The organism is Nocardioides sp., from assembly GCF_041393715.1.
GTDB lineage: Bacteria > Actinomycetota > Actinomycetes > Propionibacteriales > Nocardioidaceae > Nocardioides.
Genome location: NZ_JAWKJQ010000001.1, coordinates 145625 through 161378, shown reverse-complemented (window position 1 = coordinate 161378; position 15754 = coordinate 145625). Strand labels below are relative to the sequence as shown.

Genomic DNA, 15754 nt, shown 5'->3' with positions numbered 1-15754 from the left:
TAGATTGGGCACCGTGGAGACCGCCGAGGTGCTGCGCCTGCTGCAGGACGTCGCCGCGGAGGTCATCACGCCCCGGTTCAGGTCGCTGCGCAGCGGGCAGGTGCACGAGAAGAACCCCGGCGACCTGGTCACCGTGGCCGACCACGAGGCAGAGGAGCGGATCACCGAGGCACTGCTGGCGGCCTATCCCGGCGCCGTGGTGCTCGGCGAGGAGGCGTCCGCCGCGGACCCCACACTGCACGACCGCTTCGTCGCCGCCGACCATGCGTTCACCGTCGACCCCGTCGACGGCACCAAGAACTTCGTCCACGGCAGCCCCGACCATGCGGTGATGGTGGCCGAGCTGCTCCACGGCGTCGTCCAGCGCAGCTGGATCTGGCAGCCGCAGCACCTGACGGCGTACGTCGCCGAGCGCGGTCGGGGCGCCTTCCGCGACGGCATGCAGATCTTCCGGCCGACGCCGTCGCCGGTGCCGCGCGAGTGGCGCGGCGTCACCTCGCGGCGCGCGTGGGTCGGCCGCGAGCTGCCCGGGCTGCGCCCTCTCGAGCTCACCTGGGTGTGCTGCGGCGTCGACTACCCGCAGCTGGTGCGTGGCTACGCCGATGTCGTCATCTATGCCCGGACGCAGGCCTGGGACCACGCGCCCGGCTCGCTGCTGCTGACCGAGGCCGGAGGGTTCGTCGGCACCGTCGACGGCCAGCCCTACGACCCGCGGCGCCGCTCCGCCGGCGGCGGCCTGGTGGCTGCCGCCCGCCGCGAGGTCTACGACACGGTCACCCAGCTGCTCGGCAGCGAGGTCTCCGCCGCCGACCCGATGTGACCAACCGGGCACCGCCCAGGCCTGCGCACCGGCCCGGCTCGGGACTAGCGTGAGGTCCAAGCGCGGGAGAAGGGGGCCCGATGGACCTCACCACCACCTACCTCGGTCTGTCGCTGCGCAATCCGCTGGTGGCGGCGCCGTCGCCGCTGCAGCAGACGCCTGGCGGCGTGCTGACCCTGGTCGACGCGGGCGTCGGCGCCGTGGTCCTGCACTCGCTCTTCGAGGAGCAGGTACGCCGCGACCTCGACCCCGACTTCGAGCGGGACCACTGGTTCAGCAACCCCGCCGGCCCGGGAGCGCCCGACCGCTACCTCGACCTGATCGAGCAGGCGGCGAGCAGCGTCGACGTCCCGGTCATCGCCAGCCTGAACGGCACCGGCAGCGGCGAGTGGACCGCCTTCGCCGGGCGGGCGCAGGACGCCGGTGCCGCGGCGGTCGAGCTCAACTTCTACGTCGTCCCCGGGCAGTTCCGCGGGCACGGCGAGGCCGTCGAGGACGCCGTGCTCGACCTGCTCTCGGCGGTCCGCGACGTGGTCACGGTCCCGGTCGCGGTGAAGCTGCCGCCGTACTTCTCCTCGCTCAACGACCTGGCGGTCCGGCTGGTGGAGAAGGGCGCCGACGGGCTGGTGCTGTTCAACCGCTTCCTGCAGCCACACATCGACGTCGGCGAGCGCACCGTGCAGCCCGAGATCGAGCTGTCCTCCCGCAGCGACGCGCGGCTGCCACAGACCTGGATCGCGGTGCTGCGCGAGCAGGTGGAGTGCTCGCTGGCCGGCACCGGCGGCGTCGAGACGGCCGACGACGTGGCGGCCTATCTGCTCGCCGGCGCCGACGTGGTGCAGTGCGCGTCGGTGTTCCTCCGGCACGGTCGCGACCACGCCCGGGTGCTCCTCGACGGGCTGGAGGCCTGGGGTGACGCGCAGGGGTTCGCCTCGGTCGCCGACGCCCGCGGGCTGCTGGCGGTGCCATGGCGGGTGCCGAGCGAGGACTACCAGCGCGACGGCTACGTCAGCGCGCTCCAGATCGCCCGGCGCACCTACTGGTGGAAGTGACGCCACCGGCCGGGCCCCGACCCACCGGCTCCCCGGCTCTCCCTCGGCGCGGGGATCGCTGGAGGCGGCTCAGAGCACGGGCACCAGGGCCGCACCGAGCGCCCCCAGCACCGCCCGGTCCGGCGCCAGCTCGACCCGGTCGGCCAGCCCGGCCGACGCGAGGAACGGCGAGCCTGCGGCCCACCGGTCGAGCTGTCCGGCCACGGCGTCGCGGAGCCGGTCGCCCAGCGAGCTGACCCCGCCGCCGAGGACCACCACGTCCACGCCGGTGGTGAGCACGAGCAGCCGCACCGCCGCCGCGACGCCCGCCACCAGCTCGTCGCGGAGCGCAGCCGCCTGCCCGTCGCCGTCGTCGGCCGCCCCGAACAACGCCGCCACGCCGGGTGCCACGCCGGCGGGCCAGCGCCGGGCGAGGCCCGAGCCGGACGCGACGGTCTCGAGGCAGCCGCGCTGTCCGCACGGGCAGGACCTCCCGGCCGGGTCGACCGGAACGTGGCCGATCTCGCCGGCCAGGCCAGCGGCCCCGCGCCAGAGGAGCCCGTCGAGCACCAGCCCCGCCGCCAGGCCGGTGCCGAGGTTGAGATAGGCCATCGACCCGCGTCGCCCACCGAGGTGGTAGGCGCCGAGGGCGGCCGCCTTGACGTCGTTCTCGACGACGACGGACCGGCCCAGCCGCCGCGCCAGGTCCTCACCGAGCCGCAGCTCCTCGACCCCGAGGTTGACCGCATGGGTGACCCGGCCGGTGACCGGGTCCACCGAGCCAGGCACGCCGACCCCGAGGGTGAGCGCGGCGTCGGGCTCACGGTCGACGGCGGCCGCGACCGCGCGGACGGCGGCCTCGGCGGCCGCCACGACCTGGGCCGCCCCCTGGCCGGTCTCGAGCACGTGCTCGGCCAGGATCCGGCTCTCCCCGTCGAGCGCGACCGCGTGGGTCTTGGTGCCCCCGATGTCGACGCCGAGCCGGATCACGACCCCTCCCCCGCGAGCAGCCGGAGCAGGGCGGCGCCCAGCAGCGCCGAGCCGCCGTACGTCGTCACGTCGGGGAGCAGCGCTCCCGGGTGTGGCGTCCCCATCTCCACGACCAGGCAGTCGTCTCGCTCGGCGCGCAGCCGCCCGACGAGCGCGGCCATCCAGCCGTGTCGGTGGAGGTCCCGCCCGACCAGGACGAGGGGGCCTCGCGGCAGCGTTGCCGGGTCGGTCAGCTCGTCGACGTGGGCGACGTCGGCGACCGCCCCCGGCCCCCACGGCACCGAGCCGACGGCGATGTTGGGCCGGTCCTCGAGCTGGACGACCCGCCAGCCTCCCGCGTGGAGCGACAGCAGGTGCCGGGCCGCGGGCGTGACCACGAACCCGGCGGCGGCCGCCACCGCGTCGACGCGACGCCGCCGCGCCGGCGTGGCGTCGACATCGCGCGGGACGAGCCGGGCCACCCGGGCGGCGGCATCCTCCAGCCGGGCCCTCGGCAGCCGCCCGTCGGCCACGGCCGTCTCGATGGCCGCGACGACCTCGTCCAGGAGGCCCTCGGTGATCCGGGTGCCGAGGCAGAGCAGGTCGCATCCCGCGGCCAGCGCCCGGACCGCTGCGGACGGGATGCCGGTGTCGGCGCTGGCGCCCGCCATGTCGAGGGCGTCGGACACCACGACGCCGGCGAAGCCCAGCCGCTCCCGGAGCAGGCCGCCGAGGATGGTCGGCGAGAACGTCGCCGGCCGGTCGTCATCGAGCGCCGGGACCCTCAGGTGCGAGGTCATCACGGTGGTCGCTCCGGCCGCGATGCCGGCCGCGAACGGCGGCAGGTCCCGCTCCTCGAGGGTCTCGACCGACGCGTCGACGACCGGAAGCGCGAGGTGGGAGTCCTGGTCGGTGTCCCCGTGCCCCGGGAAGTGCTTGAGACAGGTCGCGACCCCGGCCGCCTCGTGGGCGCGCACCCAGGCGGCGGTGTGCCGGGCGACCAGGGCGGGGTCGCCGCCGAAGCTGCGCGTCCCGATCACCGGGTTGTCCGGGTCGGCGTTGACGTCGGCGGTCGGGGCCAGGTTGAGGGTCACTCCGCCGGCGGCGAGCTCAGCGGCGATGCCGGCGGCGACGACGGCGGTGACCGCCTCGTCGTCGTGGTGGCCCAGCCACCCGTTGCCGGGGTCGGGCGCGCCGGAGCGGGCGTACAGGCGGGTGACGTCGCCGCCCTCCTCGTCGGTGGCGATCACGGCGCTGGGCCGGTGTGAGCGGATCTCGGCGGTGAGGAGCCCCAGTTGCTCGGGCGACTCGATGTTCTCGCCGAACAGGCACACCCCGGCCAGCCCGTCGTCGAGTCGGCCGGCCACCCAGCCCGGCAGGGTCGGGCCGGCGAACCCGGGGAGCAGCACGGCCAGCGGGGAGGCGGTCATCCCTTCACCGCCCCGGCCACCAGCCCGGTCGTCATCCGCCCCTGCACGAACGCGAAGAACACGATGACCGGGATGGTCATCAGGGTGGAGCCGGCCATGATCGCGGCCCAGTTGGTCGCCTGGGTCGCCTGTTGGAAGGTGCGCAGCCAGACCGGCAGCGTCATCATCTCCGGTCGCGAGTTGACCACCAGGGCCAGCAGGAACTCGTTCCACGCCTGGATGAACGCGAACACCCCGGTCGCCACCAACCCGGGCGCGAGCAGCGGGAAGGTGACCCGCCAGAACGCGCCGGCCCGGCTGCAGCCGTCGATCATCGCCGCCTCCTCGAGCTCGATCGGCACGCCGTGGACGAAGCCGCGGAGCATCCAGATGGTGAAGGGCAGCACCGTCGCGATGTAGACCATCGTGAGGCCGGCGATGGTGTTGAGGAGGTGCCAGCCGTCGAGGATCTGGTAGGTCGACACGATCATCGCCTCGCCCGGGATCATCTGGACGACGAGGATCAACAGGATGAAGGAGCGCCGCCCCCGGAAGCGGAAGCGGGTCAGCGCCAGCGCGGCGACGAAGGCGAGCACCACGGCCACCAGCACCGTGAACCCGGTGACCATCAGCGAGTTGCGCAGCGCGGGCAGGAACGGCGCCTTGGACTCGTCGAAGAGGACCGTGTGGTAGTTCGAGAGGGTCGGGTCGCTGGGGTAGAAGTGCGGGGTGACGCCTCGCGTCTCGTTGTTGGGCAACAGCGAGGTGTTGACCATCCAGTAGACCGGGAAGACGCACCACAGGAACAACAGCCCCGCCAGCAGGTGCAGGGTGACCGAGCCGATCCGCTGTCGGAAGCCGCGCCTCACAGCTCCTCCTCCCGCAGCGTCGAGCGCACGTAGCCGATCGCCAGGCCGAGCATCATCACGACCAGCAGGACGGCGATCGCGCCGCCGCGGCCGAAGTCACCGGAGCCGACGGACACCTGGTAGATGTAGACGCCGAGCGTCGAGGTCTTCTCCCGGATTCCTCCGATGCCCTGGAGCGCATAGATCTGGGTGAAGACCCGCAGGTCCCAGATGATCTGGAGCATGGTGAGGATCACCAGCACCGGGCGGAGGAACGGCGTGACGACGTAGCGGGCGCGCTGCCACCGCCCCGCCCCGTCGAGCTGGGCCGCCTCGATCAGGTCGCTCGGGACCTGGGTGAGGCCGGCGTACACGCTGAAGGCGACGAACGGCGTGGACTGCCAGACGATCACCACGCTGGCGACGAAGAAGAACGACAGCGGGTCGATCAGCCAGGAGTGGCCGGTGTAGTCGGCAGGGGTCAGGGCGGTGACGACGTAGTTGACGACGCCGAACTGGGTGTCGAACATCCAGCCCCAGATGATGACCGCGGTCAAGGGTGGCATCGCCCAGGCGACCAGCAGCCCGATCGAGGTGACGAAGCGCATCGCCTTGTGCAGCTTGGTGAGCAGCACCGCGACCGCGATCCCAAGGCCCATGGTCGCCACCACGTTGACCGCGCAGAAGACGAGCGAGCGCCAGAACACCCGCCAGAACTGCGGGTCCTGAAGGATCGCGCGGTAGTTGTCGAGGCCGACGAACACCGGTGGTCTGCCGAAGACCTGGGCGCGGCCGTACTCCTGGAACGACGTCCACACCAGACGCACCAGCGGGTAGCCGATCAGCACCCCGAGCACGACCAGGGCGGGGACCAGCATCAGCGGCGGGCCGAGGCGTCGCGACCAGGGGACGTACGGCGCCGGAGGGGTCGCCGCCGGCCTGGTGGGCGCCGCGTCCGCGGTGCTCGTGCCAGCGCTCATGGTGCGCTCCTCCCGGTAGAGTGACGGTCAGCCCGGGCGTCCTCAGGCGTCGGGCGAGGAGAGGGTGGTGGCCCGCCCAGAACGGGCCACCACCCTCTCGCGGTTCCTGGCTCAGGTCAGCCGTTGAGGATCGACGAGATCTTCTCGTCGGCCGCGGCCGCCAGCTCCTTGACGTCACCACCCTGGGCGATCTGCACGAACAGGTCCTGCAGGATGCCCTGGGCCTCGACATCGGCCCAGTGGGGCGAGGCCGGGGTGAGCTTGGCATTGCTCGCCGCCGCGATCGCCGCCTTCGCCGCGTCGTCCGTGCCGATCGTGTCGGCCAGGGACAGCTTGGCCGGCACCAGCCCGATCTTGCCGAGCATCGTCTGGTAGTCGTCGCTCAGCATGATCTGGAAGGCGTCGTAGGCGAGGTCCTGATGCGCGGAGTTGGCCGAGATCGCGATGTTGGAGCCGCCGGCGAACACCTGCGCGGCGCCGCCGTTCTTGCCCGGAAGGGCGAAGACCCCGAGGTTCTTCTCCATCTTCGGGCAGCCCGGCGCGTCGGCGTCGGCGGGCGCGAGGATCGACCACTTCACCCACGACGGCGCGGAGAGCTGGCCGATCTTGTTCTCACAGAACGGCACCTGGGCGTCGGCCTCGTTGCCGTCCTTGGGAGCGACCGAGGCGTTGGTCATCACGTCCTGGATCTGCTCCAGCCCGGCGATCGACCCGGGCGTGGACAGCGCGCCGGCCCAGCTGCCGTCGTCGCCCTGGACGGCGATGTCGCCGCCGTTCTCCCAGAGGTAGGGAAGTGCGTTGTACCAGTCCTGGCCGGGGAAGTAGATCCCGCTGGTGCCGGGGAACTTCTTCGCGAGGGCCTTGCCGTTGGCGACGTACTCGTCGAGCGTCGTGGGCACCGACAGGCCGGCCTTCTGGTACATGTCGGTGCGATAGAACACCAGCCTCGAGCCCGAGTAGTACGGCGCCGCGTAGAACTTGCCGTCATAGCTCCCGATGGCGACGAAGCCGGGCAGCAGGTCGTCGCCGCCGAGGTCGTCGTACTTGTCGGTCAGGTCCATGAAGGCGCCGGCCGAGGTGAAGGCGGGAGCCTGCGTGTTGCCGACCTCCACGATGTCGGGGCTGTCGCTGCCCGACAGGCTGGTCGTCAGCTTGTCGACCAGGCCGGTCCACGACTGCTCCTCGATGACCAGCGTCGAGCCGGGGTGCTCGGACTCGAAGGTGGTCTTGAGGTAGTCGCGGGCCTCGTCGGGCGTGTCGGTGCCGTTGAGCCAGACGCGGATCTCGGCGGTGCTGCTGCCGTCGTCACCGCTGCTGCTGCCGTCGTCGCCGCCGTCCGACCCGCAGGCCGACAGCGCGAGACCGGCGGCCGCCAGGGCGACGACCCAGGTGCGTGTCCTCATCGTTCTTCTGGTTCCTTTCCTCAGGCGTCGGTGTCGGCGGGAGCCGGCACCGGGCGGTTGCTAGGAGACCCCCAGCTGGCCGGACAGGACCATGACGGCCGCCCCCTGGACGACGATGTCGTCGCCGAGCCCGCTCATCCGCACGGTCAGGTGGCCGTGGAAGTCGGGCATGGTGCGCTCGTGCAGGGTCTGGATCGCGGCCCCGGCCAAGTCGCCCTCGAGCAGGTCCGGCGGCCCGCTCAGGACGATCTCGGCCAGGTCGAGAGCGCCGACGATCGGGGCGAGGGCGACTCCCAGTCGTCGCCCCGCCTCTCGCAGCACGGCCCCAGGGTCACCGGAGCCGTCCTGGTCCATCTGTGCGTGCAGGTTGGGTGTGGAGAGCCAGGTCTCCAGGCACCCGTGCTTGCCGCACGCACACAGCCGGCCGCCGTCGGTCCCGACGACGACATGGCCGATCTCACCGGCAGCGAAGTGGCTGCCGAAAAGCGGAGTGCCTCCCACGAGGAGGCCGGCGCCGACACCGTGACCGATGCGCACCACCATCAGGTCACCCTCGCCGGCACCGAAGCTGTGCTCGGCGAGCGCGGCGGCGTTGGCGTCGTTGGCGACCCGGGTGGGGACGCCGCCGAGGGCCGAGCTCACCTCGCCCCGCAGGTCGAGGTCGCGCCACCCGAGGTTGGGGGCGCTGCGCACGACACCGGACAGGTCCACGACGCCGGGGCTGCCGATGCCGACGCCCAGCAAGGGCCGGCCGGCGAGCGCCGCCAGCTGACCGGCGAGGTCGAGCACCAACGCCAGGGCATCGTGGCCTGTGGCCCCGTCGAGCGGGACCTCGCGCCGCTCCAGCACCCGGCCCCGCAGGTCGAGCAGGGCTCCTCGGAAGCTGGTGGCGCCCGAGAGGTCCAGGCCGACGACCTGCCGGGCCGCGTCGTCGAAGACCAGCATCGTGGCCGGCTTGCCCGGGCGGGCGTCGGAGCTCGGGCCGGTCTCGACGACCAGCCCCTCTCCGAGCAGCCCGGCGACCAGGTCGCTCACGGTCACCCGGGTCAGCCCGGTGCTCCGCGCCAGGTCGGCTCGACTCTGCTGCTCGCCGGCGTAGAGCGTCTGCAGCACCAGCGACCGGTTGTGCCGCCGCGCGTCCTCCGGCAGCACCTTGGCCCGGGGCCGCAGCGCCCGCCCCAGCGAGGGACGCGGCGCGGTAGGAGTGGTCGACACGTTTGTTAGTAGACTATACGAACTAACTCAGGGCAAGGCTCGCCCGGCTCTGTGACCAACTCGTGACCTCCGTCCCCGCGAGATGCGGGACATGGTCACGCCACATGCGGGACATGGTCACGCCAGATGCGGGACATGGCCGCCCGACAGCCCAGCGGACGCCAAGTCCCGCACGTCGCGGGGCCATCTCCCGCAGGTCGGCCTGGCGGCCGCGGGGCGGGTCAGGAGATGGCGGCGGCGCCGGCCGCGGCGACCGCCTGGTCCTGCTCGGCGGTGCCGCCGGACACGCCGACCGCGCCCACGGTCGCGCCATCGGCGAGGACCGGCACGCCGCCGGCGAAGATCACCAGCCGGTCGCGGTGGACGATGCCCTCGCGCACCGCGGGCTCCTGCTCGATCATCGAGAACCAGCGCTCGGTGGGGATGCCGAGGAAGGCGGCGACGGTGTAGGCCTTGTCGCGGGCCACGTCGGCCGACAACAACGCCGCGCCGTCCATCCGGACGAAGGCGATCTCGTGCCCTGCCACGTCGCAGACCGAGACGTTGACCGCGACGCCGAGCTCGCCGGCGTGGGCGAGCGCCGCGTCGAGGACCCGCCGGGCGCCGGCGAGGGTGAGCGACGCGGAGGCGGCGACGTAGTCGCTCATCGTCAGGTCCGGTCGGCGGGGGTGGCGTTGATCTGCATCACGACGGCCTTCGGCTCGGTGAAGAACTCCCGGCTGAAGGTGCCGCCCTCGCGGCCGACACCGGAGTGGCCGACGCCGCCGAACGGCGCGCGCAGGTCGCGGATGAAGAAGCAGTTGACCCAGACCGTGCCGACCCGCAGCCGCGCGGAGACCCGGTGCGCCTTGTGGAGGTCCTCGGTGAACAGCTGGGCATCGAGGCCGTACGGCGTGTCGTTGGCCATCGCGACCGCCTGGTCCTCGGTGTCGAAGGGCTCCACGATCGCCACCGGCCCGAAGATCTCCTCGCACAGGTGCGGGGAGTCGGCCGGCATGTCGACGAGGACCGTCGGCCGGATCGACCAGCCCTCCCCGATCCCACCGGTGAGGATCCGGCCGCCGACCTCCTCGGCGGAGTCGACGTAGCCCTTCACCTTGGTGAAGTGCTCCTCGCTGGCCAACGGCCCGAACTCGGTGGCGGGGTCCATCGGGTCGCCGAAGCACATCGCCTCGGCCGCGGCGACGAAGCGCTTCAGGAACTCGTCGTAGACCGAGCGCTCGACCAGCACCCGACTGCCGGACAGGCAGATCTGGCCGGCGTTGCGGAAGATCGACTGGATCGACCAGGACACGGCGTTGTCGAGGTCGGCGTCGGCGAAGACCAGGTTGGAGTTCTTGCCGCCCATCTCGAGCGAGACCGGCACCAGGTTCTCGGCGGCCGCCGTGCTGATGATCGAGCCGGTGCGCGACTCGCCGGTGAAGGTGATCCGGTCGACCCGCGGGTCACGGGTCAGCGCCTCGCCGACCGAGTCGGGGCCATAGCCGTGGACGACGTTGAAGACCCCCTCGGGGATGCCCGCCTCGAGTGCCAGCCGGGCCATGATCGTCGCGGACACCGGAGTGTCCTCGGCCGGCTTGAGCACCACCGTGTTGCCCCACGCCAGCGCCGGGGCGACCTTCCACGACTCGAGCATCATCGGGAAGTTCCACGGCGCGATCGCGACGACGACGCCGGCCGGCTCGTAGCGGGTGTAGGCGTGGTGACCGGAGTCCATCGGCAGCGTCTCGGCCATCGCCATCACGGCGTGGTCGGCGAAGAAGCGGAAGTTCCACGCGGTGCGCGCGACGTCGTGCCGCACCTGCGCGGCCGGCTTGCCCATGTCGTGGGTGTCGGCCTCGCCGAGCTCGTCGCCGTGCGCCTCGATCAGGTCGGCGAACCGGTGGAGCAGCTTCTGGCGCTCGGCGTACCCCATCCGCGGCCAGGGGCCCTCGTCGAAGGCGGCGCGGGCGGCGCCGACCGCTGCCTCGGCGTCGGCGGCCGAGCCCAGCGCGATGTCGGCCCACGGCTCACGGGTCCACGGGTTGACGCTGGCGAAGCGGGCGCCGTCTGCGGACTCGACCTCCTTGCCGCCGATCACGTGGCCGAAGAAGGGTACGGCGGTCATGAGGGGTCTCCTTGCTGGGAAGCGGCTTCTCGTTCGGCGATGGTCACGCCGCCGGCGGACCAGTGGGTCTTGGGCACCTCGCGCAGCACCACGCGGATGCTCGGCACCGGGGCACCGATGCTGTCATGGCAGGCCTGCGTCACCGCGGCCATCAACGAGCGGAGCTGCTCGGGGCTGCGGCCCTCGGCCAGGGTGATCTCGACCAGCGGCACCTCAGGCCTCCCCACAGGAGAGCTCGACGTCGCCCAGCGTCGAGAACCGGCAGACCACCGTGGACCCGGGCGTGGCGAACACCGCGTCGGTGATGCCGCCGGTCAACACCGTCCAGCCCGCCTCGATGGCGTGGCCGCGACGGGACAGCTCGTTGACCGCGAGCGCCAGCGCCTCGGCAGGGTGGCCGAGGACGTCGGCGCCGGTGCCTTCGTAGACCAGCTCGCCGTCGACCTCGACCCGGACCGCCTCGCCGGCCAGGTCGACCTCGCCCGGGGCGACGCCGTTGGGAGAGACGACGTAGGCGCCGGAGGAGGCGTTGTCGGCGACCACGTCGCCGGCCGTGAACTTGAAGTCGCGGTAGCGGCTGTCGATCACCTCGGCGCCGGCGGACACGGTCGCCACCGCCGCCAGCGCCTGCTCGGCGGTCACGCCGGGGCCCGCCAACCGCTCCCCCATCACGAACACGATCTCGGGCTCGACACGGGGGTGGATCAGCGCGTCCTGAGGCACCGGGTCGCCCGGCTGGAGCACCATCGCGTCGGTCAACCACGCCACGAGGGGCGTGTCGACGCCCATCCGCTGCTGCTTGGCGACGCTGGTGAGGCCGAGCTTCACCCCGGTCACGGTCTCCCCCCGGGCGAGCCGGCGGCGCAGCGTCTCGTCCTGGATGCGGTAGCCCGTGTCGAGGTCGAGCTCGGGCCACTCGTCGGTGAACTTCACCCGGTCGCGCCGGTCGGCCTCGCAGGCCAGCAGCTCGGTGGCGACCGCATCCTCGGTCCAAACGGGCACGGGCTCTCCTGACACGTCGAGGGCTCCCCGGCACGGGAGCAGCGGGACTCAGGCTAGGCCGTCGCGCCACGACCACGAGCCGAGCGTTCTCCTTGACGGAACGTCCGCGGGGGTCTCGCCAGACGGCTCCTCACAGCGGCCCGGACAGCGTGCGCGCGGCGGCCACCACCAGCTGGAGGTAGTGGCTCCCCTGCTGGCGGAACGCCTCGGTGGGCCCGACCAGCGAGACCGCCGCGATGGCCTCGCCGGCGGGACCGTGCAGCGGTGCGGCGCACGAGGAGATCCCGATCCGCGCCTCGTCGTAGGACAACGCGCCGTGCTGGCGACGGGTCTCGTCGAGCACCCGGTCGAACTCCTCGACCGTCGTCAGCGTGGCCGCCGTCCGCGCCGGGAAGCCGAGCCGCCGCCGGGCGTCGGCGAACGCCGGGTTGTAGGCCGCGATCGCCTTGCCCGAGCTCGTCGTATGAGCCGGCAGCCGCAGCCCGGTCTGCTGCATCAGGGTGACCCCGAGCGTGGTCTCCAGTCGCTCGGTGTAGAGCACGTCGGCGCCGTCGGGCACGGCGAGCTGGACGGTCAGCCCGGACCTCCGCCGCAGCTCGGCCAGCACCGGCAGCGCCACGGACCGCAGCCGGTTGCCGGTCATCGCCTGATGACCGAGCTCGTAGAGCCGCATGCCGAGGCGGTAGCGACCGGTCTCGGGGCTCTGCTCGACCAGGCCGTGATGGCGCAACGTGGTGAGCAGCCGGTGGGAGGTGCTCTTGGCCACGCCGAGCTCACGGGCCAGCGCGGAGACGCCGAGCTCCTCGTGGCGGGCCAGCACCTCCAGCGCCTCCAGGGCGGCGCCGACGGACCGCACCGTGCCGGCCACGGTCACGCCTCGCGCGCGACGGAGAGCTCCCGGTCGCCGAGGCGCACCCGGTCTCCGTGGAGCAGAGTCGTCGGCCGGCCGTCGGCGAGGTCGCGCGACACTCCCTGGCGGACCAGCACCGACCCGTTGGTGGAGCCGCGGTCGGTCACCACCAGGCCGCCGTCGACGAGGTCGATCGCGGCGTGGGTCTTGGAGATGCTCATGTCCCGCGACTCCAGCGGCAGCAGGTGGCGGACCTGCTCACCCGGCCGCGCCGCGGGAGACCGGCCGAGCAGCGCCAGCCCCTCCACGACCACGGACTCGCCGCTGTCGAGGGTCAGCCGCCACCGCTGCTGCGGCCGCGAGGCGCGCAGCGCCGTCCGGTCGGGCACGACCGGGGCCGGCGGCGGTGGGCCGGCGGGGGTGTGACTCTCGGTGGCCGGCACCAGCCGCGCGGCCGTCAGGTTGACCATCGGGGGCGGTCTCGGTGGGTCGAGGGACTCCGGGGCGGCGGGCTCCGGGCGGATGTCGTAGACGACGGTGCCGGCCAACCGGTCGTGCCACCCGCGCCGGCGACCCTCGGGGTCGGCCACGGCGGTCATCGCCAGGGTGGCCATCCCGAAGCCGAACGTCGGAACCCCGGCCAGTGCCACCACGACGGTGCGGAGCAGCGCGTGGCCGACGCCGATCGGCGCGGCGTCCTGCTCGCCCAGCGCGCCCAGGCCCAGCGCGGCCTTGCCAGGGGTGCGGCCCGTGGTGCCGAGCGCGACGGCGTACGCCGTGACGACGGCGACCGTCGCCCCCAGCATCACGGCCAGCCGCCACACCCAGCTGTCGAGGAACGACGCTCCCAAGGCGGCGATCGCGAGCACGGCGGCCCCGAGCAGCTGGTCGACGACCTGCGCATAGAACCGGCGGTCCAGGTCGGCCACCGGCGGCAAGGCCCCCATCCGTGCATCCACCGTCGGTTGCAGACGCCTCTCAGACCCGAGTGACCTGGATGGTCACCCCGTCGCCGAGGTCGATGATCGCGCCCGGGACCAGCTGCACGGCGATGCCGGGCTGCAGGTCCTCCGGAGGCAGGCCGGGCTGGACCAGGACGGTGCCGTTGGTGGAGCCGAGGTCCGTGACCACCGCGGAGCCGTGGTCGGCGCCGACGCCGGGGCGCACCTCGAGGTGGGTCGCGGAGATCTCCTGGTGCGGGCTCGGGACCGGCACCAGCCGGGGCTGGTCCTGGGCCCCGAAGCGGCGCACCTCGGGGGCCCGGCCGACCAGGACCGGGCGGTCCACGTCGACGGACTCGCCGCTGGAGAACACCAGCCTGGCCACCGGACCCGCGGACGCCGGCGTGCTCGCCGCCGGGGCTGCCGGGGCCGGGTCGGCCTCCCAGCCGCCACGAGTCAGTCCGTCGTGGTCGTCGTCGGCCGGCGCGGAGGCGCCCAGCGGGTCGGCGCCCGCGACGGGGTAGGCCGGCGCCGGGGCGCCGAAGTTGCTGGCCGCGGGCTGCCACGGCGGCGGGAGCTGCTCCCCGACCTGCTCGTCGGGGACCTCCTCGTCGGACGGCGCGGCCGGCATGTCGGTCAGCGTCTCCCGCACGTCTGCCGACTGATCGGCCGACGACTCCTCGTCTCCCGCCACGTCGACCGACGGCGCGTCGATCATCGGGGCGTCGATCTTCGGGGCGTCGACCACCGTGTCGTCGGCCTCGTCGTGACCGAGGTCGGCCACGGACGGCTCGGCCGGCGCGCCGGCCGCCTCGGCCGCACGCTCCCAGGGCGCGGGCTCGGCGGCCTCCGGCTCCTCGTCGGGCAGCTCCTCGACCGGCTCCTCGAAGGCGGCGACCTCGTCGGGCTGGACCGGTTCCTCGGGCTGGACCTGCTCGCGGGGCGCCCACGGCGGAGGCTCGACGGCGTCCTCGGTCGGCGTCTCGTCGACACCGACCGGCTCCTCAGCGGCGAGCGGCTCGTCGTGCTCCGAGGCGGCGGGCTCGGGCTCCGGCGGGGAGGCCCAGGAGATCGGCGCGGCCTGCTCCTGCTCCGTGGCCGGCTCGTCGGCGCCGTCGTCAGTCGGCTCCTCACCCGCCTGGTCGCCCGGCTCGTCGCCCGGCTCGTCGCCGGGCTCGTCCATGCCCTCGGCGCCGGCATCCTCGGCGTCGCCGTCAGCCTCCTCGCCGTCAGCCTCCTCGCCGTCAGCCTCTCGACGTCCGAGTCCTCCGGCCGCTCGTCGGGCTCGCCGGCGAGGTCGTCGTGGTCGTCGGGCAGCTCCTCGGCAGCCGCGTCGTCCCCTCGGCCGCCTCGCCCTCGACCGCGCCCTCGTCGACGCGTCCTGGCCGACGGCGTCCTCGGTGTCGCCGTCCTCGGTGTCGCCGTCCTCGGTCTCGTCGACGTCCTGAGGCTCGTCGGCGGCCTCCTCCGTCGCCTCGCCGGCGGCCTCGTCAGCGGCCTCGGCCTCCGCCTCACCGGCGGGACCCGGCTCGTCGGGCAGGCCCGCCTCGTCGTCCGGACCGGGCCCGAGCAGCTTGCCGCCCGCGAACCCACCCATGGCGCCGACGCCGGCCGCGACACCGAGACCCAGGGGGTCGGCGTCGGAGCCGCCGCTGCCGGAGCCGGCCTCGTCGATCGACGCCCCGGCCGCCGGCAGATCCGCCTCGTCGGCGTCGTCGAGCCGGAACGGCGGCTGGTCGACCCGGCCGAGCCGGACCAGCCCGTTCTCGATGAGCAGGTCCTCGCCCTCGTCCTCGTCGGTCGCCTCGACCTGCACGAACATCTGCGTGACGCCGGTCAGGGACCGCTCGACCCAGGTCGTGTCAGTGGAGCCGGCCAGCTCGACCATGTCGCCGTCGACCACGAACGCCGCGACCGCGGCACCGCGCAGTACCACCTTGGTCAGCCCGGGAGTGTCGCTCACCAGCACGAAGCCGGGCAGGTCGCGCAACCCGTTGGCCAGCAGCCCGTCGAGCACCTCGTCGAAGCCGGCACCGTCGTCGATGAGCTCCCACAACGACGTGACCCGGTGCTTCTCCGAGGGCGGCAGCAGCACGGAGGCGTGGTCGCCGAAGATGCCGAACCAGCCACCTGGGCGATAGGACCGGCGCCGGTCAACGTTGGTCATGGGGGGTCACCT

General features: G+C 73.3%; 15 protein-coding genes. 2 read left to right on the top strand and 13 right to left on the bottom strand.

Features of this window, described 5'->3' with window-relative positions:
• Positions 1-13 precede the first annotated feature (13 nt).
• Together R2740_RS00820 and R2740_RS00815 are read left to right on the top strand one after the other, a co-directional pair.
• The gene (locus R2740_RS00820) at positions 14-820 is read left to right on the top strand and encodes an inositol monophosphatase (protein ID WP_371300781.1); all 807 of its coding nucleotides are present in this window, start codon (positions 14-16) and stop codon (positions 818-820) included.
• Positions 821-900: 80 nt separating this feature from the next.
• Positions 901-1872, top strand: a complete 972-nt coding sequence (locus R2740_RS00815) for a dihydroorotate dehydrogenase-like protein (RefSeq protein WP_371300780.1) — start codon at positions 901-903, stop codon at positions 1870-1872.
• A gap of 69 nt (positions 1873-1941) precedes the next feature.
• On the opposite strand, the gene R2740_RS00810 is transcribed toward R2740_RS00815, so the two are convergent.
• The 13 genes from R2740_RS00810 to R2740_RS00750 all read right to left on the bottom strand — a co-directional run bounded on the left by R2740_RS00810 (position 1942) and on the right by R2740_RS00750 (position 15742).
• Positions 1942-2841: an ROK family protein gene (locus R2740_RS00810; protein ID WP_371300779.1), complete on the bottom strand. Its 900-nt coding sequence runs from the start codon at positions 2839-2841 to the stop codon at positions 1942-1944.
• Entirely contained in the window at positions 2838-4250 is a 1413-nt protein-coding gene (locus R2740_RS00805) for a glycoside hydrolase family 3 N-terminal domain-containing protein (protein WP_371300777.1), read from the bottom strand. Before R2740_RS00805 ends, R2740_RS00810 begins: the two co-directional genes overlap by 4 nt.
• Positions 4247-5098, bottom strand: a complete 852-nt coding sequence (locus R2740_RS00800; protein ID WP_371300776.1) for a carbohydrate ABC transporter permease — start codon at positions 5096-5098, stop codon at positions 4247-4249. The genes R2740_RS00805 and R2740_RS00800 overlap by 4 nt, the downstream gene beginning before the upstream one ends.
• Positions 5095-6057: a carbohydrate ABC transporter permease gene (locus tag R2740_RS00795; RefSeq protein ID WP_371300774.1), complete on the bottom strand. Its 963-nt coding sequence runs from the start codon at positions 6055-6057 to the stop codon at positions 5095-5097. Before R2740_RS00795 ends, R2740_RS00800 begins: the two co-directional genes overlap by 4 nt.
• Positions 6058-6173: 116 nt before the next feature.
• On the bottom strand, positions 6174-7460 hold the full coding sequence (locus tag R2740_RS00790; RefSeq protein WP_371300773.1) for an extracellular solute-binding protein: 1287 nt from the start codon (positions 7458-7460) through the stop codon (positions 6174-6176).
• Positions 7461-7520: 60 nt separating this feature from the next.
• Entirely contained in the window at positions 7521-8675 is a 1155-nt protein-coding gene (locus tag R2740_RS00785; RefSeq protein ID WP_371300771.1) for an ROK family protein, read from the bottom strand.
• Between the two features lie 221 nt (positions 8676-8896).
• The gene (locus R2740_RS00780; protein ID WP_371300769.1) at positions 8897-9322 is read right to left on the bottom strand and encodes a heme-binding protein; all 426 of its coding nucleotides are present in this window, start codon (positions 9320-9322) and stop codon (positions 8897-8899) included.
• A 2-nt stretch (positions 9323-9324) separates the two neighbouring features.
• Complete coding sequence (locus R2740_RS00775; protein ID WP_371300768.1) at positions 9325-10782, bottom strand: aldehyde dehydrogenase; 1458 nt, start codon at positions 10780-10782, stop codon at positions 9325-9327.
• Complete coding sequence (locus R2740_RS00770) at positions 10779-10994, bottom strand: 2-hydroxymuconate tautomerase (protein ID WP_371300767.1); 216 nt, start codon at positions 10992-10994, stop codon at positions 10779-10781. The genes R2740_RS00775 and R2740_RS00770 overlap by 4 nt, the downstream gene beginning before the upstream one ends.
• Position 10995: 1 nt before the next feature.
• On the bottom strand, positions 10996-11784 hold the full coding sequence (locus R2740_RS00765; protein ID WP_371300765.1) for a 2-keto-4-pentenoate hydratase: 789 nt from the start codon (positions 11782-11784) through the stop codon (positions 10996-10998).
• A gap of 130 nt (positions 11785-11914) precedes the next feature.
• Positions 11915-12652 (bottom strand): IclR family transcriptional regulator, encoded by a 738-nt coding sequence (locus R2740_RS00760; protein ID WP_371300764.1) that lies wholly within the window; start codon positions 12650-12652, stop codon positions 11915-11917.
• Between the two features lie 2 nt (positions 12653-12654).
• Entirely contained in the window at positions 12655-13581 is a 927-nt protein-coding gene (locus tag R2740_RS00755; protein WP_371300762.1) for an RDD family protein, read from the bottom strand.
• A gap of 31 nt (positions 13582-13612) precedes the next feature.
• Positions 13613-15742: an FHA domain-containing protein gene (locus R2740_RS00750; protein ID WP_371300761.1), complete on the bottom strand. Its 2130-nt coding sequence runs from the start codon at positions 15740-15742 to the stop codon at positions 13613-13615.
• Positions 15743-15754 lie beyond the last annotated feature (12 nt).

Bases quoted from the DNA above. Each gene is read 5' to 3' on its own strand.
- R2740_RS00805 (WP_371300777.1), bottom strand. From the start codon at position 4,250: ATGACCGCCTCCCCGCTGGCCGTGCTGCTCCCCGGGTTCGCCGGCCCG.
- R2740_RS00750 (WP_371300761.1), bottom strand. From the start codon at position 15,742: ATGACCAACGTTGACCGGCGCCGGTCCTATCGCCCAGGTGGCTGGTTC.
- R2740_RS00755 (WP_371300762.1), bottom strand. From the start codon at position 13,581: ATGGGGGCCTTGCCGCCGGTGGCCGACCTGGACCGCCGGTTCTATGCG.
- R2740_RS00815 (WP_371300780.1), top strand. From the start codon at position 901: ATGGACCTCACCACCACCTACCTCGGTCTGTCGCTGCGCAATCCGCTG.
- R2740_RS00795 (WP_371300774.1), bottom strand. From the start codon at position 6,057: ATGAGCGCTGGCACGAGCACCGCGGACGCGGCGCCCACCAGGCCGGCG.
- R2740_RS00780 (WP_371300769.1), bottom strand. From the start codon at position 9,322: ATGAGCGACTACGTCGCCGCCTCCGCGTCGCTCACCCTCGCCGGCGCC.
- R2740_RS00775 (WP_371300768.1), bottom strand. From the start codon at position 10,782: ATGACCGCCGTACCCTTCTTCGGCCACGTGATCGGCGGCAAGGAGGTC.
- R2740_RS00790 (WP_371300773.1), bottom strand. From the start codon at position 7,460: ATGAGGACACGCACCTGGGTCGTCGCCCTGGCGGCCGCCGGTCTCGCG.